A 22,714-nucleotide genomic window follows, 5' to 3' on the forward strand; every position below is an offset into this window, starting at 1 on the left:
CGATATTCTTCTGCGACCCTCATAGCCCTTGGCAACGCGGCAGCAACGAAAATATCAACGGCCTGATCCGTCAGTACCTTCCCAAGGGGATGGACTTGTCGGGACACAGCCAAGAACAGTTGGATGCCATTGCCTTGCAACTGAATATGCGCCCCCGTAAACGCTTCGACTTCAAATGTCCGATCGAAATGATGAGTGAGGTGATGCAAAAGGCCATGGCTATGCGGCACGATGCGCCCACTTCAATTCAATAACCGTGTTGCACTCAGCTACTGCAACCGCCGAGACTTTAAAGGGCGGTGGATAAAAAAGCGTTATCCACCCTACTTGCTGAACGTTTCGCCACCATCGCCGCCGATTACTATCCGCCGCTCGGCGAACCCGCCTACACCCACGACCGCATCGTCCCCGGCATCAAGCTGCGCGGCCTCTGGCTGCAACAGGCCGGCTTCCAGGTCAACGAGAAAATACGGATTCGCGTCATGCAGGGCTGTTTGGTGATTACAGCGGAGTGAGGAGACAGGGCCCCCGGCTTAAACGCCGGGGGGCGTTGGACGATCAGGGATTTCCAGATAAAACGATTCCGCATGAACTTCCCAAAACATCCATCCAGGCCCAGGAGGAACGTCAAGAACACCTTCCAACAAATACTCTTTTATGTTCGACCGCGTGGCTTTCGGCAGATCAAACCTCTCTATAAGCTCGCCGCCTCCCGGCTCTTTCCTGCCTTCGATATATTTGCCTATCTTTCTAACCGAAAAAGAAACACCCTCAAAAACAAACCAACAATCTCCAACGTATTCATACTTTAGGACTTCCGTGCTTATTGTCCTATCCTCATATTTCACCCACTCTCTGGAGTTTTCCAGCCGTCCAACAAGAAGCCCATCGACTTTTTTGGCCTCACTATATTTATTCCCGCTCCATGGGTCATAGAAATACTTTCGAGGAAATACATCTATTAAGCCCGAAGACACGCCAAGCCCATCCTTCAGATAAACCTTCAGCATATTCCCTGAAAAGACATGAGTCCCATATACAGACATATATGTGTCCAGTGAATCAAAGTCAGCATCCAGTCTCATTTGATTCGCTCCAAGATAATTGTCCTCATACTTGAAATGTCTTTCACTGGCGTCACCCCATCCGATTGCATGAACGTCTGGCCAGCAAATCGTGAATCCAAAGTCCCATTATTCTGTACAACTCTTAGCCCTAAAGAGTCCAGCTCCGCCTGACTAGGCAATTTCCCGTAAGGGTTTGCAGCATTCGCGTTGATATAAATTTTTCCTCCGGGCTCCACTACGCGAGTAGCCTCCGGCAGAAAACTCATCATCTTCCCGCCGGGGCCCATATATGGATTTGTAGCAACTACCTGGCCTAGCGATCCGTCTTTGAAAGGCAATTTCGTTGCATCGGCACGGATGCCTGATTGAATATCGGCGCGGATATCTACGTTTATTGCGCCGGGAATCTGCGCATTCTTCCCGCCGAACAGCTCAACGGTAGGTTTCCCGCCTGTTCCTTTTGCCCCGCTCTCACTCGGTTTACTACCCGCCCCCCTGCCCGGACTAAACAGACTCGCCATCGCCAGCAGCGTTTCATCCGATAACCCCGCCGGGGTCTGCGCCAGAATATCCCGGATGCTGTCGTATTCTCTAGAGGGTGCGTACTTGGTATAGCCCTCAAGGTCATTTTCAATCAGATCGTTATGCTGGGCTCTCCACTCCGAGGCTCTTCGGCTTCAGCATGGTTCAAGTAGTTGTAACTGGTCGCGCCCCCTGCCACCGCCGATGCGACCTGCAGGCTTTCGGCATCCCCGCCTTGCAATGCCGCCGTGAACACGCCAATCAACTGCGAGTTCATCACCAGCAGCTTCTGCCGTTGCTCATCGTCCATTTCCTGGTACTGAGCATCCAGCTTGGCGACCAACAGCTCATTCACACCCGCCGCCAATGCACCGGTCTTGAAGTCACCGCCCATGGCTTCGGCGACGAGGCCACCCATCACGGCATGCAAACCGATCTTGACCGGCCCGCCGTCGTTATGAACGCCATACGTGACATCGCCAATCCAGTTGAACCCCGCCGCCATGAAGGTATTGGCCAGGGTGCTCTGCAGGGCATCGCTGAAGCTGCCATCCTGGCCGACGAGTTTGCTCAGCGCCGCCGAGGTGGTGTTCTGCAGCGCCTGGTTGATGGCGAATTTGCCGATGCCCGACCAACTGCTCAGGCCCGATCCGGGCACGCTGACGACACCGGCATTGCTCAGCGGGGTATTGGCGCCCACCGCATTGCTCGTGCTGCTGGCCGTGGTTTCGGTGCCCGTCCACTGGTCGTAGAGGCCCGCCGTCAGGCCGGCCGTGACGCCGGTGACCAGGTAGCCTTTCAAGGCATCGCTGGAGGTCACATCCTTGAACACCGCCCCCAGGTCGCCACGGTTGTTCACCACGCTAACACTCGCATTGGTCGCGGCACCGCTCGCAACGGCGCCTGCAATAGCCCCTGCGGTGCCGCCTCCTACCGCTGCGGCGGCCATGGGCCCCACCACCGCGGCCATGACGATCGCGATGATCAACTGCGCCGCGACACCCAAGCCTGAATGGCTGTACTTGAAGCTGTCGTGGATTTCCTTGACCTGACGCCAGTCCACGTCGCCACGCTGCTCTATCTCCTTCAGCCAGGCCAGATCCGGATCGGCCTGCACCATCGCGTCGATGCTCTGGCTCACCGGCAACGCGATGGCATTGCCGCTGACTGGCACGGCGTAAGAGAATGCCGCGCATCGACCACCAACAGGGCAGGTTCTGAATGAGCTTCACTGAGCGCTTCTTGCAGCTACGCAAGCAAAATGGTCTGACCCAGCAGCAAATGGCCGAAACCGTGGGCATTCACATCACCCAGGTGAAACGCTATGAAGCCGGAGAAACCCAGCCATCGCTGGAGGTTTTGAAGAAAGTGGCTGTAGCCTTTGGCGTGACCACCGATTGGTTGATTTTCGAGGAAGGCGAACGCGAGCCACAAGACGAGTTGAAACTGAAGTTCGAGGCTGTTACCCACATGGATGAGGAGGAGCGCCGTTCGATACTGGTCGTGCTCGATGCCATGATTCTCAGGTACCAGACCAAGCGCTCCCCTCCCAAGAGCGCCGCCCCTACCAACTGACTGAAAGCCAGAAAGAACGAAGAAACCAGGTACACCGACAACCGAGCCCAGCGGCAGAACCAGTAACACAGCAAGAGCCCAATCCTTCGCCCCCTCCCCCCGATAGCAGGAAATTGCTGCCTCCATCCCCATCAGCGCCTTGATAAGAACCCATATAGATACTATATTAGTATCCGAATGGATTTTTTCTTGTCGCATTGAAGTGACCGTGCTGTTTATCAACCACCACCAGAGCATGTCTTGGATGAGCTTCACTGAGCGTTTCTTGCAGCTACGCAAGCAGAATGGTCTGACCCAGCGGCAAATGGCCGAGGCGGTGGGCATCCACGTCACTCAGGTCAAGCGCTATGAAGCGGGCGAAACCCGGCCATCACTGGAGATTCTGAAGAAAATTGCCGTAGCTTTTAGCGTGACCACCGATTGGTTGGTGTTCACGGAGACTGAGCGCGGGATTAAAACAGGACGCCTGGGGCCATCGCGCAGATGAGCGAGGGAGCAGGGCTGTCCTGGTGCCGGAAAAGACACGGGCCCAAGGTGCGCTAACACCTTGAGCCCGCTAACCACAAGCAGCTATAGGAGAGCTGAATATGGCTAAGGCCAATCATAGGGCAATCACACCCAAAACTGAACGCTTCGCCACCGTCGCCGCCGACTACTACCCCCCATTGGGCGAACAGTTTTATGCCGGCGACCGCGTTATCCCCGGCCTCAGGCTGCGTGGACTCTGGTTGCAACAGGCCGGCTTCGAGGTCAACGAGAAGATACGGATTCGTGTCATGCAGGGCTGTTTGGTGATTACGGCGGAGTGAAATAAATAGCCTCGGCAGTGCCGGGGCTATTTGTCTAAGAAAATCAATCTTGCATTCTGGCAGGACTACTCCTCAATTAACCCCAGCGCCTCACCTAGACCCTCCACAAAATCTGCCTGTTCCCCAGAATATCCCACTGCAATATTTTCAAACTGCGAACACAAAGATGATTTAGCTTTAGAATCCGCCATTTGCAATGTCGAAGCCAGTTGCTCAAGGGCCTGTATAGCAGCATCCTGATTTACTGCCGTCTCTTCCGAAAACTCGAGAAATACAGCAAGCTCAACAATCGCCTGCGCAACGTACTTATTAATTTCCTGGCTCACGAATCACCTTCACTGAAATGTTTTTAATACCCAGCTCATCAAACATTTTCTGAGCCCTAGTTGCTTGAGCTTGAGTCGGTACTTCCCAGCGTGCAGTTAGCCCATTCTGACTCAAAACCTCAGACTGCCTAAGCGCCTGATCTTTCGATTTACTTGTCGTCACAACCGAAACCTTACGATCAACTAAGACATTGCCATCCACACCGTCAAACTTGACCAACCTCGTTGAGCCATCGGGCATCGTTCTTTCTAGTGCAGGGGCTTGGCCAGACTGGGTTACAGGATTTGAGCGCGCACCAGTTGCAGAATCATTGTAGTCGCGAGCCCGCGAACTCATACCCGCATTCTCATCAACCCACTTAACTTTACTTGAAGCAAGATCATCAACAGCCTTACCAGTTCCTTTTGCCCCATTAACTTATCCAGGACACCTGATCTTCATCTAAATAATAGAGCCCCTCAAGCTCCCCTGAAATCTCAGGCAGCCCGAGAAGATGTTCTGAAACATATGAAATAGGAAAGACCGCCCTTAGTTCTTGGGCTCTTGCAGAGAAGTCTCCCCAAGAGGGCTTAATCACCCCATTCCAAAATGTAATAGAGGAACCATCCTCAAGAAGAATAACAGGTTTTAAGTATTCAACTTCACCACGACCATCCCAGTACAGATAGCCTAAGTAACTAGAACCATCTGCTCCAACAAAGCCAGTCCGAACAATTATTTGGGCATCAGCACAAGCCTCTTTTTCAAGAAGAGGACGGACTGTCAGCTCATCTTCTACAGACTCATCCATAGGAAAGAACCAAACACTATAAATAATAAGGTCTTCAATAGCCAATTCATATACTTGTTTATCAGTCATAGCCGCACACCTATTTAATCAGATGCTTGATAGAGTCAAACAATTCGGGTCGTCCTATATCACTATAAGCTCTCTGCAACCCCGAACTTATTTGTCCAGAAGTATACTCAGCCGGCTTACCACCTACCATAGGAGGCAAATACTTACTTATAGCCTTATGCATAGCATCAGGATTCACCTTTCCAGTATGGGAGTACTGGGTAATTAGAGTCGCAGGTTGATCCAGCATGTCATTCTTCGTATACCCCAGCATCTTCCCCAAATATTGAGGCAAAATGTGATGAGCCTGAAACCCTTTATTTAACCCCTGAAGATCTCGGTAAGTAGGGCTAATTACGTCAGGTACAATCTGGCCTGTCGCTTTTGCCCCGCTCTCACTCGGTTTACTACCCGCCCCCCTGCCCGGACTAAACAGACTCGCCATCGCCAGCAGCGTTTCATCCGATAACCCCGCCGGGGTCTGCGCCAGAATATCCCGGATGCTGTCGTATTCTCTAGAGGGTGCGTACTTGGTATAGCCCTCAAGGTCATTTTCAATCAGATCGTTATGCTGGGCTCTCCACTCCGAGCTGTCCTTGTAGGGGCCATAGCTTTCCAGGGCAGCGAACGCATCTGCTCGCAGTGATTTACAAGCCGCACTTTCCAGGGCCCCCCGGCAGGCGAACTTCAGCTCTTCATCTCGCTGCTTATCGAGCAGATTAAGCTGGTCACGTCGATCACATGCTTCTTGATCGCCCGCTTGGCAAGCCTGATGTTTCTCCAAGCGCTCTTCGGCTTCAGCATGGTTCAGGTAATTGTAACTGGTCGCACTCCCAGCCACCGCCGACGCTACCTGCAGGCTCTCGGTATCCCCGCCTTGCAATGCCGCCGTGAACACGCCGACCAACTGAGAGTTCATCACCAGCAGCTTCTGCCGTTGGTCATCGTCCATTTTCTGGTACTGAGCATCCAGCTCAACGACTAGCAGCTCATTCACCCCCGCCGCCAATGCACCGGTCTTGAAGTCCCCGCCCATGGCTTCGGCGGCAAGCCCCCCCATCACGGCATGCAGGCCGGCCTTGGCGACGCTGCCGTCTTGCAAATCCCAGTTTCCGGGCAGGCTTTGATCGCCAATCCAATTGAACCCCGCCGCCATGAAGGTATTGGCCAGGGTGCTCTGCAAGGCGTCGCTCAGGCTGCCATCCTGGCCAACGAGCTTGCTCAGCGCCGCCGAGGTGGTGTTCTGCAGCGCCTGGTTGGCGGCGAATTTGCCAATGCCCGACCAACTGCTCAGGCCCGATCCGGGTACGCTGACGACGCCGGCATTGCTCAGCGGGGTATTGGCGCCTACCGCATTGCTGGTGCTGCTGGCCGTGGTTTCTGTACCCGTCCACTGGTCGTAGAGACCCGCCGTCAGGCCGGCCGTGACGCCGGTGACCAGGTAGCCTTTCAACGCATCGCTGGAGGTCACATCCTTGAACACCGCACCCAGGTCGCCGCGGTTGTTGACAGTGCTGATGGCGGCACTACTGGTAGCAGAGGTCGCCACAGCAGTGAGCGCTACGTTGGCCCAACCGGCGGCCACTGTTGATCCCACGGCAGCACCACCTGCTACTGCCGAGGCACTTGCCGTGCCAGCCGCTGCCATAGCTGTTCCCGATCCAGCGCCAGCTCCAGCGGCACTTCCGATCAACCCACTCGCAGCACCTGCTGTGAAATACGCCACGATAATGGCGATGACCATCATCGCCGCGCCACCCAACCCCGAGTGGCTGTACTTGAAGGAGTCGTGCACTTCCTTCACCCGATGCCAGTCGACATCACCGCGCTGTTCCATCTCCTTCAACCAGGCCAGTTCGGGATCGGCCTTGACCATCGCATCGATGGTCTGACTGACCGTCTGCTGGTTCACCTGCTTGACGTCGATGTTCAGGCCGTCCACCGCCTTGATGACGATGTCGCCCTGGGCGAGCATCTGGCTCTGAAGGAGCGTCTCGTCGGTCGTCCCCTTACCCTTGGCCGACGTCCACATCGAGCTGCTCTTGCTCTTCTCGTGGCTCTCCTGATCCAGGTCCTTCACCGCTTCGAAGGTGATCGCGCCACCGCTTTCCAGGGTCAGGTCGGCGCCGCTGTCCAGGCGGGCGCGCTGGTAGAGCTGGTCGCCTTCGCTGACCAGGGTCAGCTCGCCACCGCTGGTGATGGTGGTGCCGACGTTGCGAACCGTGGTCACCTCGTCGCGCTGGGTCTTCTTGCTGCCCCAGGAGCCTTTCTTCTGCATGTCGTACAGCGAGTAGTCGCTGTTCTGCTCGGCCAGCAGCGACAGTTCGCCGCCGGCGTAGAAGAAGGCTTCGTCGCCGCTGCGCAGGTCGCTGGCCACCAGCGTCATATCAGAACCGGAAACCGCCACCAGGCTGCCGCCGGCTTCGATTTCGGCCTGCTGCTGGCTGACGCTGCTGTCGATGCGCTGGGTCTTCTTGCCCGCGTGCTTGCGGTACGACTCCTCGTGGCTTTCATTGGCCGCCGCGGCCACCACCAGGTTCTCCGCCGCTTGCAAGGTGATATCGCCAACCGCCTCCACGCGACTGGCAATGATGCCCAGGTCGCGCCCGGCGCTGATGGCCAGGTCGCCACCCACCTGCAGCTCGCTGGCGTGCTGGGTCACCTGGTACTGGCTGCCCGTCTCGCGACGCTGCTGGTAGCTGTAGCGGTCTTCTTCGCGCTGGCTGGCGATCAGCACATCGCGACCGGCTTCGATATGGGCGTCGCCACCGGCCTGGATCACGCTGCCCAGGCTGTGCACATCGCGTCCGGCGACAAGGCTCAGATCGTTGGCTGCCTCGATGCGCGAGGCAGCGGTCACCACATCAGCGCGGTACTGGTAGCCACTGCCGCTGCCACTGACCGTGGTCACGCTGCGCTCGTTGATGATGTCGCCATCGCGGGCGATCAGGCTGACGTCGCGCCCGGCGATGATGCCGCCGGCGGCATTGCGGATGCTGTCGGTGGCCAGCAGTTCCAGGCGGTTGCCCGCCTCGATCAGGCCACGGTTATCGATAGTGGTCGCGCTGGCGGCCAGGTCGTTGCTCGCCCGCAGGGTACCGCTGTTGTTCAGTTCGCCACCGCTGATCAGGGTCACGTCGCGGCCCTGGATCAGCGCGCCGTTGGCCATCAGGCGGTTGTCCGGCTGCGCCAGGTAGAGCACCGGCACCAGGACCGTCTCGCCCAGCACCTCCTGCTCTTCCATCCACACGATGTCGTGGGTCAGCGCCGCCACCTGGGCCGCACTCAGGCTCACGCCCAGCGACAGGTTCAGCGCTTCCTTGCTGGCGATGGCGTTGTCCATCAGGTAGCGGAACATCGCTTCGTCGCTGTCCAGCCCGGCGATGAAGCGCTGGCCGGTGCGGGCGACGATGGCCTCGCGGATCAGGCGCTGCTCGTAGAGGCCGTCGCCCAGGCGTTTCTGCGCCTGATCGGGGTCGTAGCCCAGCAGCCCGAGCAGGTAGTCGGAGTTGAGGAAATTGCCCAGGCTGGCGAACGCCGGGAGGGTGCAGAAATATTCTGGGAAAGTGCAGAGCAAGCGGCGGGACGTCAGTTGACGCCCCGCCGTGATCCCTTTTATTGAGATTTTAAAGAGCGGTGGATAAAAAAGCGTTATCCACCCTACTTGCTGCCGGTCACGCGTCTATGCTTGCGCCCCTTGGGTGGTTGGTGCACGCAATACAGCGGTACGAGATGCGGCGCACTGCGCGTCATCTCTATCAGGCCGAGCGAGCGTGCAGTCGATGTTGCCTGCTTGTAGAGCTGCTTGATTGGCTCCCATTGGCCCAACTCGTTGCGATATGAGGTCTCGATTGCGCACACGCCCAACGTAGTGCCAGCCCTTGGCTTCGACAGCCTGGAACCAGGGTCGCCGAAAACCAGCATCGGTCACCAGGATCGGAACGCAATGCTTAGGGAGCATGAGCGCCAGGGCATCGAGCAGTTGGCCCTGCCGCTTGGGGCATCCTTCCCGATCATGCACCGCCTCGTAAATTGGAAATGCCCTCCCGGCAAGCGGAATAGAGGCACGCAACAGATAAAGATCAGAGGCTGCATTGATCGGCGACCAGTCCACCAGGATCACAGGATGACGCAGTGAGCCAAGCAAGGCCCCGAGCATCTTCCAGTAGAACAACGAACGTTCGAGATGCAACTGGCGATTACCGAGCAAACGATCCACGCGCTTGATCGAGTGTTTGACGTAAGCCTTGCCCGGCAAGCTCCTACCGAGGCTGGTCAGCGTCAGGCGATGACCGCGAAGCAAGGATGCAACACAACTCATCAAGGAGGTCAGGCGCTTAGCATGAATGGTGGGGAGTGCTTGGGAAAATGACTTGTGTAAAAATCGTACGGCCTGCATGAGTCTCGGGTGGTTGGTGTGTTTGGCGACTACCAAACTGCCCGACTCATGCAGGCTCTATCAAGCTATCTGACTGATTCAAAAGGGAATTTTTCGGGGATTCCTCAGAATCTGTCCCCTTTTCTTAGTATCCAACGTATCGACGGAAGCGCCTTCGGCGATTCCATCTTAAAAATCCGCCTTTCCGTGGTCACGTACAGCGGCTTAGTGCCAAAAGGAGAGCGGCACCAACATCTTCAGGCGAGCAATCGGTTGCAATGACTACATAATCATTTTCACTTAACCCTTTTCCGCTCCAGCCCTCAAGTTTCTCATGATGGCTAGGCCTCATAGTTATGAGGCCCTCTCTCTTCTCTACGCTACAATTTTTCATATCCTTGAACAAAGACCTTTTATTTTTATAACCATATCTGCTCATTAATTGCTGCGTCCAATTCTTATGGCGCTGTTCCGTTGCCTCGAAATCATATAGTTCACTGTCGAAAGTAGCTTCCGGATGAATCCATACATCATTTCTAGGCTCCGGCAATACGAAGCGGCTTTTCGACAGTGCATCTAGCAACGCCTCGCCAACTACTTGGTTGCTAGCATCGACAGATAATAAATGCATTGCACCTTTGTAGTCGGCCCGACAGCTTCCGTATCCTGAATAGGTCTGAACACAAAGAAACTCTCTATTCATCTTTGCGTTGGCCCAAGCCATCTTTACCAAATCATTCACTCAATCACCGTCACTGTCAATTTAACTTCTTGGCTTTTAGCATATTGTATTGCTTTATTGATTTCTACCCACTGCGCCGGGGTGGTCGCCTTAGGAATCGCCACCTGAACTTCACGAGAGGCGATTTGGCTTGCATATAAAGTTCGTGAACCAAGGGTATATTCGTCAAATTTTACCACCGCATCAATATTTCCCTTCAAGGACGAGTACACTTGGCCAGGATTGGCAATTTTGGCCGCCGTGGTGGTATCCAGCGTCTTAGCGCTAGTTGCTGCTTTTGTTGCTTCATCAAAGAAGTCAAATGTCTTGAAATTCGCCGGCAACCGCGAACTCGCTGGCACCTGCGAGGCCAAGTAATTCTCCCAAGGCATTCCCTGCCCCTGGATTCCTTTACCCCACTCAATCCCCGTCGTTACACGGTCTACAGTGTCCAAAGTCCCTTTTGTAGAAGTTTTACTCGACAACCACTTGGCGAGATTCTTCGTTGCATCAACCGTAAGCTTGCCAGCCCCTGCCCCAGCCAGTGACATCGCAATGTCGACATCCCACGTCACTGGCAGGATGCCTCCATACGCCACAGTAGCCATTCGCTCGAACGCGGCATCTAGAGCATCTGGGCTTGTCGCTGCTGCTTGGGCGATTTCCCTCAGGTATCGGTTGGCATCCGCAGTTCCGAATTGCTCCTTCCATACCCCAGGTACCAACTCCGTGTAGGAGGCATGGTAACTGGTGGACTGTTTGTCACTCCAATATGTATTGAAGAGATTCGAATCCAGATACTGATCCTGGGTGGCCTGAAATGCGTATACAGGCTCACCATGTGCCGTAATGGCCTTCCCATCGCTCCAGGTCAAGAGAACATTCTGGCTGGCTAAATCATTGATGACGGCGTACGCACGACTCATGTCATCAACGAAGTTCTGGAACTCAGGATTGCTTTCCCCCCCATAGATATTCGCCACTGCCTGAAGGCGAGCATTCTCCGCCGCATCCAGTTCGGCTCCAGAAGCTATGAGCAGCAAATCATCCCAAGGCAAACCCGTCTTGGATTTCCCCGTCTCCGCTCTTAATTTTTCGGCTTCTTTCTCTAACTGCTGTTTTTCATAGTCATGCAGATGTCGGTTATACGCCGTCGCATTCTTCGCCAGCTCCGCTGCCTTGGCCGGATCGCCACCGGTTGCCGTAGCCGCCGCCACGCCGATCAGTTGCGACACCGCCAGTTCCAGGTTCTTGTCGCCGTTGATCACACCGGCAAGCTGTTCGACCAGCAGTTCGTTGGCGCCACCTGCCAAGGCACCGGTCTTGAAGTCGCCACCGATCGCTTCGCTGAGCAGGCCGCCGACCACCGCATGCAGGGCGATCTTCTCCGGGCTGCCTTCCGCCCAGTTTTTGCCGTCGGCGAAATCACCCACCGCGTTGAACACACCGGCCTGCAGCAGATGCTGAACCTGGTTGGTCAGGGTGCTTTGCAGATTGTCGCCAAGGCTGCCGCCCTGGATCGCGGTTTGCGCCACGGCCTGCACCGCGCCCTGCGCACCGAGATAGGAACCGAACTTGGCCAGATCGCCGGCCTTGCTCAGGTCGAAGCCCTTGGTGACCTTGTTGACGTTGTCGCCGGTTACGCCAAAGGCGCTGTCCAGCACCCCCGAGGTGAAGCCCGCCGTCAGCGCCGAAGTGGCATAGCCCTTCAGGTTGCCACTGCTGAAGGTGTCATCCAGCACTGCCCCCAGGTTGCCACGGTTGTTGATCGTGCTGATCGCAGCATTGCTGGCAGCTGAAGTCAGTACGGCTGTCGCGGCTACATTCGCCCAGCCAGCGGCAGTTGTGCCTGCGGCGGTTGTGACCGTTGTCGCCCACGCCGCGCCTGCTGCAGTGGAGGCACCACCTGCCCCTGCTGCTCCCGCCACCAGCCCACTCGCCGCACCCGCCGTGAAGTAAGCCACCACGATGGCAATAATCATCGCCGCCGCCCCACCCAGCCCCGAGTGGCTGTACTTGAAGGAGTCGTGCACCTCCTTCACCCGATGCCAGTCGACATCACCGCGCTGTTCCATCTCCTTCAACCAGGCCAGTTCGGGGTCGGCCTTGACCATCGCATCGATGGTCTGGCTCACCGTCTGCTGGTTGACCTGCTTGACGTCGATGTTCAGGCCGTCCACCGCCTTGATGACGATGTCGCCCTGGGCGAGCATCTGGCTCTGAAGGAGCGTCTCGTCGGTGCTGCCCTTGCCTTTGGCGGACGTCCACATCGAGCTGCTCTTGCTCTTCTCGTGGCTCTCCTGGTCCAGGTCCTTCACCGCTTCGAAGGTGATCGCGCCACCGCTCTCCAGGGTCAGGTCGGCGCCGCTGTCCAGGCGGGCACGTTGATAGAGTTGGTCGCCCTCGCTGACCAGGGTCAGCTCGCCACCGCTGGTGATGGTGGTGCCGACGTTGCGAACCGTGGTCACCTCGTCGCGCTGGGTCTTCTTGCTGCCCCAGGAGCCTTTCTTCTGCATGTCGTACAGCGAGTAGTCGCTGTTCTGCTCGGCCAGCAGCGACAGTTCGCCGCCGGCGTAGAAGAAGGCTTCGTCGCCGCTGCGCAGGTCGCTGGCCACCAGCGTCATATCCGAACCGGAAACCGCCACCAGGCTGCCACCGGCTTCGATTTCCGCCTGCTGCTGGCTGACGCTGCTCTCGATGCGCTGGGTCTTCTTGCCCGCGTGCTTGCGGTACGACTCCTCGTGGCTTTCGTTGGCCGCCGCGGCCACCACCAGGTTCTCCGCCGCTTGCAAGGTGATATCGCCAACCGCCTCCACGCGACTGGCAATGATGCCCAGGTCGCGCCCGGCGCTGATGGCCAGGTCGCCGCCCACCTGCAGCTCGCTGGCGTGCTGGGTCACCTGGTACTGGCTGCCCGTCTCGCGACGCTGCTGGTAGCTGTAGCGGTCTTCTTCGCGCTGGCTGGCGATCAGCACATCGCGACCGGCTTCGATATGGGCGTCGCCACCGGCCTGGATCACGCTGCCCAGGCTGTGCACATCGCGTCCGGCGACAAGGCTCAGATCGTTGGCCGCCTCGATGCGCGAGGCGGCGGTCACCACATCGGCGCGGTACTGGTAGCCACTGCCGCTGCCGCTGACCGTGGTCACGCTGCGCTCGTTGATGATGTCGCCATCGCGGGCGATCAGGCTGACGTCGCGCCCGGCGATGATGCCGCCGGCGGCATTGCGGATGCTGTCGGTGGCCAGCAGTTCCAGGCGGTTGCCCGCCTCGATCAGGCCACGGTTATCGATAGTGGTCGCGCTGGCGGCCAGGTCGTTGCTCGCCCGCAGGGTACCGCTGTTGTTCAGTTCGCCACCGCTGATCAGGGTCACGTCGCGGCCCTGGATCAGCGCGCCGTTGGCCATCAGGCGGTTGTCCGGCTGCGCCAGGTAGAGCACCGGCACCAGGACCATCTCGCCCAGCACCTCCTGCTCTTCCATCCATACGATGTCGTGGGTCAGCGCCGCCACCTGGGCCGCACTCAGGCTCACGCCCAGCGACAGGTTCAGCGCCTCCTTGCTGGCGATGGCGTTGTCCATCAGGTAGCGGAACATCGCTTCGTCGCTGTCCAGCCCGGCGATGAAGCGCTGGCCGGTGCGGGCGACGATGGCCTCGCGGATCAGGCGCTGCTCGTAGAGGCCGTCGCCCAGGCGTTTCTGCGCCTGATCGGGGTCGTAGCCCAGCAGCCCGAGCAGGTAGTCGGAGTTGAGGAAGTTGCCCAGGCTGGCGAACGCCGGGTTGGTTTCGATCAGGTACTTGTGGCTGTTGCCGGGAATCACCGGTTGCTCGACGGCCTGTACACCGCCGACCGCGAGCGGCGGCGTGGCGCCGACGGGTACCTCGGGCTGGCCGCTGCCGTCTGGCAGGGTCACCTGCTGGCCTGGCTGGGTCACGGCCTGTTGGCGCTGCTCGGTGTCGCCCACCGCGACGCCCTGGCCGACCGCCACGGCCTGCTCGCCGGCGCCGCCGACCGCGCTGGCGAGGGCGTCCTGGCCCGCCTGCTGGTTGAGGCGGAACAGACCGTTCTGCCCGCTGGGCAGGCTGAAGCCCGGCAGGCTCAGCGGGTTGATCTGCTTGTGCGCCAGGTCGGGCGGCAACTGCGAGGTGATCGCCGGCAGTGGTGTGGTGCTGGCGTCCACCGTTGTGTCGACACCCCTGGAGGTATCGCCGACGTAGGCGGTGGCGGAGCGCAGCACGCTGTTGTTGAGCTGCTCGCTGGCGGTGATGTTGACCGAACCCGCCGCCTGGACGATGGCCGAGGCAACGACGCTGCCGGCAACCGGCACCACGTAGGAGGAGGTCTGGTAATAGGCACCGTTGGGCGCCGAGGCGATCACCTGGTCACGCGACAGGGTGGCCGGCGCATAGCTGGCCGAGTTCGGGTCGTTGTACTGGTTGAACAGGTTCTTCTGGCGGATGAAGGTGTTGTAGATGCCGCGGTCACGGGTATACACCCCGGAACGCAGGTGCCGTTCCTCGCCACCGCCGGCGCCGATGTTGTTGAACACCTCGGTGCCGATGGTGATATCGCCACCGGCCGACACGGTGCTGTGGCGGTTGTCGAACAGGCTGCCGCTGAAGCTCAGGTCGCCACCGGCGCCGATGAAGCCGGCGGCGGAGGCACTGCCGTCGACGATCACTTCCTCGAAGCGCTCCACCGAGGTGAAGTACCACTCGCAGCCCCGGCCGTCGCAGTAGTCGTCCCAGTAGACGCTGATGTTGCCCGACACGCGCTGCTGCTCGGTGACGAAGCGGTCGCGCTGGTTGCGCAGGGTCGCCGCCTGTATGCGCAGGTCGCCGACGCTTTCCAGCGTCCCGGAGTTGTTGTCGATCAGGTTGGCGCGGCTGCCCGCGACCTGGCCGAGGATGTCCAGGTCGCCCAGGCTGTAGACATCGGCCTGGTAGTTGACGAAGTCGCCCACCTGCAGGGTCATGTCGGCGCCGCTGAAGAGCAGGCCATTGTCGTTGCTCAGGTATGGCGTGGTGATGCGCAGGCCGGCGCTGCCGCCCAGGGTGCCGCGGTTGTCCAGTTGCGCGGCGACCAGGCTCAGATCGCCGACCGCGGTGAGAACACCCTGGTTGCTCAGCCGGCCGCTGCTGGTGATCCCGCCCAGGCCTCCAGCGCTGATGCGGGCGTTCTGCGCCAGGGTGATGTCGGCCGCGCTCAGGCTCAGGTCGCCGAGGCTGCTCAGGCGGCCATCGCCGCTGTAGGCGCCACTGAGCGTCAGGCTCAGGTCGCCATCGCTGGCCAGCAGGCCGTGGTTGATCCAGGTGTCGCCGCTGCCGCTGAAGGAGTCGCTGGCCAGCAGCTGGCCGCTGGCGGTCTGGGTGAAGTGGCCCACGTTCAGCACCAGGCGGGCGGCCTGCAACAGGCTGCTGTTGACCCAGGTGGCGGCGCTGATGTCGAGCACGCTGCCGGTGACCAGGCTGCCACCGGCCGCCAGTACCTGGGCGGTGGTCAGGCCGAAGGCGCCGGAACCCAGGTGCCGGACAAGGCCGGCGAGGTTATCCAGCGTGCCGACCTGTAGCCGCAGATCGCTATTGGCGGTCTCGATCAGGCCGCCGCGGTTGTCCAGCAGACCGATGTCGAGGTACGTGGCGCCGACGCTGCCCAGCGAACGCAGGCTGCCGCCCTGGTTGTCCAGGCTGGCGGCGCGCAGCAGCAACTGGCTCTCGCTCTCGATCAGGCCACCCTGGTTGTTAAGGGTGCCGCCGAGGCCGAAGTCGATATGCCGGGCCGCCACCTGGCCATTGGCGTTGGCGAAGCTGTCGGCGCGCAGTTCGAGCGCGCCCTGGGCATACAGGCCGCCATCACGGTTGCTCAGCGCCCGGGCCTGGATGCGGCTGTCACCAGCGATCGCCGAGAGATGCCCGCCGTCGTTGTCGAGATCGGCGCTGGTCACCTCCAGGCTCTGTCCCTGGACCGTACCGCCACGGTTGTCGAACAGACCGGCGATGTCCAGTTGCAGGTGGCCGGCCGCGCTGTCGAGGATCCCGCCCTGGTTGTCCAGGTTCGCAGCGCGAAGGTGCAGGTCGCCGCTGGCGCTGACCAGGCGTCCTTGCTGGCTGCTCAGGTCGGTGCCGGCCAGCACGCTGAGGTCGCCTTCGCTCTGCAGGGTGCCGCCGTCGTTGACGACGCTCCCGGCTTCGACCAGAAGGCCGTCGGTCTGGCTATAGATCAGCCCGTCCGCGCGGTTGTCCAGGCCGGCGGTGAGGCGGATGGCCAGCGCCTGACGCGCCAACAGGGTGCCGGCGTCGCTGTTTTCGAGGCTGGCGGCGAGCAGTGTCAGCACGCCCTGGCTGACCAGGTTGCCGCCACGGTTGTCGATGTGTCCGGCTTCGATGCGCAGCGGCCCGGCGCTGGCCAGTTGCGCCTGATCGGCGTTGAGCAGGTCGCCCTGCAGGGCCAGGGTCAGGGCGGATGCGCTGCTGAGTACGCCGGCCGTGTTGTCCAGGCTCGTGCCGCGCAGATGCAGCGCCTGGCCGGCGACGATCTGCCCGGCGCGGTTGTGCGTGTCCCGAGCCTGCAGGCGCAGTTCGCCCTGGGCGCTGATCAGCCCGGCATCGAGGTTGTCCAGCTGGCCCGTGAGCTCGAGGTCGAGCGCGCCCTGGCTGGAGACGATGCCGCCCTCGCCGTTGTTCAGGCCGGAGGCGACGATGTGCTGGTCGCCGTGGCTGACCAGCGCGCCTTCGTCGTGGTTGTCCAGTTGGCCGCTCAGCGTCACGCGCAACGCGCCATCCTTGCTCGACAGGGTGCCCCTGGCGCTGTTGTCGAGCTGGCCGCCCTTGACGTCCAGGCCCTGCCAGCCGGAGATCAGGCCACCCTCGCTGTTGTCCAGTACCTCGGCCTCGAGGCTCAGGGTGCCGGCACTGATGAGCCGTCCCTGATCGCTATTGTCCAGGCTGGACGCGACCAGCCGGTAGGACTGCGCGGAAAACACCTCGCCGCCCTGGCGGTTGTCCAGGGCCCGCAGGTTGTCGATGCTCAGCGGGCCGACCGCTGAAATCAGGCCGCCGCGGTTGTCCAGCAGGCCGCCGCGCAGATCCAGGGTGACGCCGGCTTCACCGATCAGCGCGCCCTGGCGCTGGATCAGTTCGGCCACGCGCAGGTACAGGTCGCCCTTGGCCGAGACTTCGCCCTGATGGCTGGAGTCGAGGGTATCGGCCGTCAGCTCGAGGGTGGCGCCGCTGGTGATCAGCCCGCCCTGGTTGTCGACCGCAGCGGCGTCGAGCCGCAGGCCCTGACGGGCGCTGAGCACACCATCGTGGTTGACGAAAGTGCCGAGCTGCGCCGCCAGGTCGCCCTGGGCGAGGATCTGCCCGCCCTCGTTGTGCAGTGTCTCACTGGCCAGTTCCAGCCCGGCGCCACTGGCCAGCAGGCCGGCATTGGCGTTGTTCAGCGTGGTGCTGTGCAGCCGCAGCGTGGTGGCGGCCGACAGCGTGCCGCGATCCTGGTTGTCCAGCTCGCTGGCCAGCACATCGAGTTCGCCGCCGCTGCTGAGGATACCGCCCGCGCTGTTGTCCAGACGGGCGCTGGCCACACTCAGGCCGGTGCCGCCGGAAAGCACGCCGCCGAGGACGTTCTTCAGCCAGGTGTCGATGCGCAAGCGCAGTTGCCCGGCGCTGAGGATGCGCCCGCCGCTGTTGTCCAGGCTGCCCGCCGCCAGGAGGAAACCCTGGTCGCTGGAGATTTCCCCGCCCCGGCTGTTGTCCAGGGCCTTGATACCGCTGAGCGTCAAGGCACCGCTACTGGCCAGCAGGCCGTTGTCGCTGTTGTTCAGGACGCCCTGGCGCATGTCCAGGCTCAGGCTGGATTCGCTGAGCAGTTGCCCGCCGCGCTGATCCAGCGCCCCCGCCACCGCGCTCAAGGCGCCGCTAGCGGCGATGCGCCCGCCGTCGCGATTGCTCACCTGCTCGGCCCGCAAACTCAGCGTGTCGCCGCTGACGATGCGCCCGGCCGCATCGTTGTTCAGCGTCACGCTGTCGAGGCTGACCCCGGCCTTGGCGCTGATCACCCCGGCCTGGCTGTTGTCCAGCTCGCTGCCGACCACGCTGAGGTGACCATCGGCAAGCAGCCTGCCAGCGCGGTTGTCCACATGGGCGACCGTGACGCTCAGGGTATCGGCGCTGGACAGGGTTCCCGCCTCGCGGTTGTCCAGGTGCGCGGCCTCCAGCGCCAGGCGCCCTTCGCTGACCAGCAGGCCGCCGGCATGGTTGTCCAGCGTGCCGGCCAGGGTGATGTCCAGGGCCACCAGGCTGCTGAGGGTGCCGCCTGCGCTGTTGTCCAGGCTGCCGCCGCGCAGCAACAGGCCGTCGCGCCCGCTGAGCACGCCCTTGGTGTGGTTGAGCAGGCGCTGTACGGTCAGTTGCAGGCCCTGGTCGCCGATCACGCGGCCGGCCTCGCTGTTGTCCAGCGCGGCACTGACGATACCGACCCGGCCCGCGCTGGAGATTTCCCCGCCGCGGTTGTCGACAGTGGCAAGTGCCAGGTCGATGGCCCGGCCCGCGGCGAGCAGACCGCCATGGCTGTTGTCGAGCCTCTCGCCCTGCACGCTGAGGGCACCCTGGCTGACCAGTTCGCCGCCCTGCTGGTGCAGCTCGCCAACCCGCAACGACAGGTCGCCCTGACTGGCGATCCGGCCCTGGGCGGCGTTATCGATGCGTTCGGCGCTCAGGCTCAGGGGACCATCGGCGACCAGGCTGCCGGCGTCGCGGTTGTCCAGGTGAGCGACGTCCACACGCGCCGCGCCGCGGCTGTCGATCACACCCCGCGCGCTATTGTCGACGTGCCCCACCTCCAGGCTCAGCTCATCCCCGGCGAGCAAGCGCCCGCCGCGGTTGTCCACCTGAGCGGCTTGCACGTCCAGGCGGCCCTGGCCGACCAAGGCGCCATCGGCGCTATTGTCCAGCAGCCCGTCGACCTGCACCCTCAGCACATCCTGGCTGATCAACGTGCCCTGGCCGCTGTTGTCCAGGCTGCCGGCACGCAGCTCCAGGCGCGTGTTCGAGGAGAGCACGCCCTGGCTATTGCGCAGCCCGCCGCTGGCGTCGATGCTCAGCGCCTGCTCGCCGATCAGCCGGCCCTGGCGGTTGTCCAACTGGTCGCCAGCGATACGCAGCGTGCCCTGGCTGGAGATTTCGCCCTCGCGGTTGCCCAGGGTCTCGGCCTGCAGCGTGACGGCACGGCCCGCCGAGATCAGCCCGGCATCGGCATTGTCCAGGCTGGTGGCGCTCAGTTGCACCTCGTCCCGGGACAGGATCCGCCCCTGCCGGTTGTCCAGCGCCCCGGCCTGGACCTGGGTCAGCGCCTGGCCGCTCAACGTCCCGCCCTGGTTATCCAGCGTCCCCTGCGCCTGCACCTGCAGGTCGCGGCTGGCGACCACGCGCCCGGTGTTGCGCAGGCTGGTGCTGTCCAGGCTCACGTCGCCCGTGGCATTGCGACTGTTGTTCGCCTCCACGCCGGCCTCGACGATACCGCTGTTGTCCAGGTGCCCGGCCTGCAGGGCGATGCTGCCGGCCGCCGCCAGGCTCTGGCGGTTGCTCAGCGTAGCGGCGCTGTCGATGGCGACATTGCCGCCGGCATAGGCCGGCCCGCTCAGGTCGACGCCACGCGCGGCCAGCGACAGGTTCTCGCTGGCTGCCGTACGCGCCAAGGTCAGTTGGCCATTGGCATCGATGTGGATATCCCCGGCGCTGGCCGCCAGGTCGCCGGCCAGCTTCACCCCCACACCAGCCTCGGTACCGACCAGACGAATCGCCCCGGCGTACATGCCGCCCAGCGCCGAGCTGTCGATGGCCAGCAACGGCGCCTCGCTGCCGTCGGCCGTCTTGGCCGTGGCCTGCAGGGTCGCGGCATCCACTTCGTTGCGGCCAGTGATGACGTTCAGGCGCTGGGCGTGCAGCTCGGCATTGAGCTTGGCGCTGCGGGTGATCAGGTCGAACTGGTCGAGGTTGCTGGCATTCAGGCCGGCGCCCTCGATGGCGATGTCGCCGCCATTGACGTCGAAGCTGCGCAGCTGGCCATTGTCGATCACCGGCGTGCCGGTGCTCAGGGTCGCGCGCGGGGTGTTGAGGAAGCCGCAGCCGTCGCAGCTGATGCCGTGGGGGTTGGCGACGATGACGTGGGCCGCCTGCCCCGCCACCTCGGTGTAGCCCTGGAGCTGGCTGCGGTTGCTGCCGGTGACTTCGTTGAGGATCACCCCCGCCGCCCGGCCGTTCAGGTTCGGGTTGCCGAGGATGATGCCGCCCTGCTGGGTGCCCTGCAGGCGCTCGGTGGCGTTGTTGAGGATCAGCCCCTGCTGGCCGACGTTGTAGTCGCTGAATTTGTTGTGCGACAGGCCGCTGCCATTGGGCGTGGCGATGTTGACGATGGGCACGCCGTTGCCCGCCTGGCCCAGGCTGGTGTTGCCGCCGGCCTGGGCATCGACCGCCAGTTGCGCCGCCGTGGCGACGATGGGGTTGAGGAACAGCACCCCGGCGAGGATCAGGGCGATGTTCTGGAAGAAGGGGCTGCGAACGTCCATGTCAATGACTCCAAGGCGCATCGAATCAGAAAATGAAAATCAGAAGAAAACGTCGAGACGGAAGTGCACCGGCCGCTCACGTTCGGTGATGGCGTCGGGGCGTTCCAGGGAGTGGGCGAAGGTCACCGTGGCGGCCAGGTGTTCGCCACGGGCGCCGAGTTCCAGGGCGTGACCGCTCATGCGCCCGCTCTGCCCGGCGCTGTACCGGTCGTGGCTGATCACGCCGACGTCATAGGCCAGGGTCGCACTGTATTGCTGCACCCAGGGTTGCAGCGCCGCCCAGGTCACCGGCCGCGTCCAGCGCACCTGGTTGCGCCAATAGCCGCCACTGTCGCCGGACAGCGACTGGTCCTTGAAACCACGCACCGAGCTGAGGCCGCCGAGGCTGATGCGCTGCGGGCTGTACAGCACGTCTTCGCTCTTCTGCCCGGTGGCCAGGCTGTCGAAGCTGAACGACTCGCGCCACAGGCTGAACGGCTGCAGGTAGCTCAGGGTGAGGCTGTACTTGTCGTAGCGCGCCACCGGCTCGCTACCCCGGGGATCGCCATTGCTCTGGGCGCCGAACAGGCCCACGCCGCGCTGCCAGCCGGCGTCCAGGTTGACGAAGGCGCTGCCGATGCGCCGGCCATGGTTGAAGCCCAGTTGCGCCTCGCTGAGGTGCGGGCTGGAGCCCTGCAGAAAACTGTCGAGCAGGTAGTTGCGCGAGCGCATGTGGCTCAGGCCCAGGTTGACCGCCGTCTTGCTCAGGTTGTCGCGGTGCAGCACCCGCTCGCCGCGCAGGGCATGGGTGCGGCTGTCGCCGTCCTGCTTGAAGTCGAAGCCGTTGCCCTGCCCCAGGGTGCGGTAGTAGCTCTGGCTGTAGCTGTAGTCGAAGCGCCACCAGCCGTAGGGCAGGCTGTAGGACAGGCTCTGGTTGTGCGAATGACGGTAGCTGTCGCTGACCGCGTCGCGCCCGGCGCGCAGGCTCAGCTGGTCGGCCAGGCCCAGCGGGCTGTCCCACACCAGGCCCAGGCCCCACTGCTGCTCGCCGGTGCTGCGCTGGCCCTCGTTGTGGCGGTTGAGGTTGGCGTGCCAGGGTTTGCTGCGCTCGCCCTGCAGTTGCACGCGGCTGCCGCCGACCTGCTCGCCGGGCACCAGTTCCAGCTGGGCGCGGCGCGAGGGCAGGCGGCCGAGGTTTTCCACCAGTTGTTCCAGTTCGCGCAGGTTCAGCACCTCGCCGACCTGGCCGGGAAAACCGATGGCCAGTTCGCGGTCACTGGCCAGGGCGGAGCTGTCCAGCCCTTCGAGGCGCCCTTCGACCACGATCACCTGCAGGGTGCCGCGCGACAGGTCCTGCTGCGGCAGGTAGGCGCGGGTGGTCACGTAGCCGCGGTCGATGTAGTGGTCGGTGATGGCCTTGAGCAGCTCATTGAGCTGGCCGACGCCCAGGCAGCTGTCGGCGAACGGGGCGAGGATCGCCGTGCGCTCGGCTTCGCTCAGCAGGCTGGCGCCGCTGATCTCGATCTGTTCGATGGCGAAGCAGCGTTCATCGCTCGGTGGCGCTTCGGCCGGCGCCTCGACGCCACGGCCAGGCAACTGCTGCAACTCCTGCAGACGCCGCTGCTGCTCCTGCAGCAGGCGCTCCTGGCGCTCGCGGATCAGGTCCTGATCCAGCGGCGAGGGCAACCCCGGCGGTGGGGTCTGGGCCAGCGCCAACAGAGGCGCCGCCGCGAAAAACAAGGTGAATAACGAACGCATCACGATCCATACCTGGAGAAGGAAAAGACATCCCTGCCGATGCGAGGCATTATGCCATCATCCCTTCAGATGACCCGAGACCTACCACTCATTTTTCGCTCGGGGGAATGTGCTGCGTTTCACAACCTGGCCGCGAGGTCACCAGCCATGCCGACCCGAACCCCTGGCGATACGA

Annotated in this window: 14 protein-coding genes and 2 pseudogenes; 5 read left to right on the plus strand and 11 right to left on the minus strand. The window is 61.8% G+C overall.

All coding sequences use genetic code 11. The features are described 5' to 3' along the window. Together DNK34_RS04190 and DNK34_RS04195 are read left to right on the plus strand one after the other, a co-directional pair. The coding region (locus DNK34_RS04190; RefSeq protein ID WP_131199525.1) for an IS30 family transposase at window positions 1–254 on the plus strand (254 nt) is incomplete at its 5' end. 45 nt (window positions 255–299) lie between these two features. After that, entirely contained in the window at window positions 300–515 is a 216-nt protein-coding gene (locus tag DNK34_RS04195; protein WP_131174269.1) for a SymE family type I addiction module toxin, read from the plus strand. A gap of 18 nt (window positions 516–533) precedes the next feature. Here DNK34_RS04195 and DNK34_RS04200 read toward each other — a convergent pair whose 3' ends face one another. The 3 genes and pseudogenes from DNK34_RS04200 to DNK34_RS04210 all read right to left on the minus strand — a co-directional run. After that, entirely contained in the window at window positions 534–1,085 is a 552-nt protein-coding gene (locus DNK34_RS04200) for a hypothetical protein (RefSeq protein WP_131174270.1), read from the minus strand. After that, window positions 1,082–1,588: a class I SAM-dependent methyltransferase gene (locus DNK34_RS04205; RefSeq protein ID WP_131174271.1), complete on the minus strand. Its 507-nt coding sequence runs from the start codon at window positions 1,586–1,588 to the stop codon at window positions 1,082–1,084. The genes DNK34_RS04200 and DNK34_RS04205 overlap by 4 nt, the downstream gene beginning before the upstream one ends. A gap of 146 nt (window positions 1,589–1,734) precedes the next feature. Continuing rightward, window positions 1,735–2,730, minus strand: a pseudogene (locus tag DNK34_RS04210) (DUF637 domain-containing protein); the annotation flags it as partial. Window positions 2,731–2,810: 80 nt separating this feature from the next. On the opposite strand from DNK34_RS04210, the gene DNK34_RS04215 reads away from it, so the two are divergent. The 3 genes from DNK34_RS04215 (at window position 2,811) to DNK34_RS04225 (ending at window position 3,973) form a co-directional block, all read left to right on the plus strand. Then, window positions 2,811–3,164: a helix-turn-helix domain-containing protein gene (locus DNK34_RS04215; protein WP_131174272.1), complete on the plus strand. Its 354-nt coding sequence runs from the start codon at window positions 2,811–2,813 to the stop codon at window positions 3,162–3,164. Window positions 3,165–3,372: 208 nt separating this feature from the next. Further along, window positions 3,373–3,651, plus strand: coding sequence for a helix-turn-helix domain-containing protein (locus DNK34_RS04220; RefSeq protein ID WP_207390867.1), 279 nt, complete (start codon window positions 3,373–3,375; stop codon window positions 3,649–3,651). Between the two features lie 100 nt (window positions 3,652–3,751). After that, a complete protein-coding gene (locus DNK34_RS04225; RefSeq protein WP_131174273.1) occupies window positions 3,752–3,973 on the plus strand; it encodes a SymE family type I addiction module toxin in 222 nt (73 codons plus the stop codon). 65 nt (window positions 3,974–4,038) lie between these two features. Here the strand turns inward: DNK34_RS04225 and DNK34_RS04230 are convergent, their stop codons facing one another. The 8 genes and pseudogenes from DNK34_RS04230 to DNK34_RS04265 form a co-directional block, all read right to left on the minus strand. Beyond that, window positions 4,039–4,299 (minus strand): hypothetical protein, encoded by a 261-nt coding sequence (locus tag DNK34_RS04230; protein ID WP_131174274.1) that lies wholly within the window; start codon window positions 4,297–4,299, stop codon window positions 4,039–4,041. Next, the gene (locus DNK34_RS04235; RefSeq protein ID WP_207401586.1) at window positions 4,283–4,540 is read right to left on the minus strand and encodes a hypothetical protein; all 258 of its coding nucleotides are present in this window, start codon (window positions 4,538–4,540) and stop codon (window positions 4,283–4,285) included. Before DNK34_RS04235 ends, DNK34_RS04230 begins: the two co-directional genes overlap by 17 nt. Before the next feature lie 172 nt (window positions 4,541–4,712). Beyond that, window positions 4,713–5,159 (minus strand): hypothetical protein, encoded by a 447-nt coding sequence (locus DNK34_RS04240; RefSeq protein ID WP_131174275.1) that lies wholly within the window; start codon window positions 5,157–5,159, stop codon window positions 4,713–4,715. 10 nt (window positions 5,160–5,169) lie between these two features. Beyond that, window positions 5,170–8,685: pseudogene (locus tag DNK34_RS04245) on the minus strand (DUF637 domain-containing protein); the annotation flags it as partial. Between the two features lie 135 nt (window positions 8,686–8,820). Next, complete coding sequence (locus tag DNK34_RS04250; RefSeq protein WP_131174277.1) at window positions 8,821–9,537, minus strand: IS4 family transposase; 717 nt, start codon at window positions 9,535–9,537, stop codon at window positions 8,821–8,823. Window positions 9,538–9,727: 190 nt separating this feature from the next. Then, complete coding sequence (locus DNK34_RS04255) at window positions 9,728–10,258, minus strand: contact-dependent growth inhibition system immunity protein (protein WP_131174278.1); 531 nt, start codon at window positions 10,256–10,258, stop codon at window positions 9,728–9,730. Continuing rightward, entirely contained in the window at window positions 10,255–20,802 is a 10,548-nt protein-coding gene (locus tag DNK34_RS04260; RefSeq protein ID WP_165497293.1) for a two-partner secretion domain-containing protein, read from the minus strand. Before DNK34_RS04260 ends, DNK34_RS04255 begins: the two co-directional genes overlap by 4 nt. 39 nt (window positions 20,803–20,841) lie before the next feature. Next, window positions 20,842–22,539 carry a ShlB/FhaC/HecB family hemolysin secretion/activation protein gene (locus DNK34_RS04265; protein WP_131174427.1) on the minus strand — a complete coding sequence of 566 codons (1,698 nt, stop codon included), beginning with the start codon at window positions 22,537–22,539 and terminating at the stop codon, window positions 20,842–20,844. Between the last annotated feature and the right edge of the window lie 175 nt (window positions 22,540–22,714).

The organism is Phytopseudomonas dryadis (assembly GCF_004327355.1).
Lineage (GTDB): Bacteria > Pseudomonadota > Gammaproteobacteria > Pseudomonadales > Pseudomonadaceae > Aquipseudomonas > Aquipseudomonas dryadis.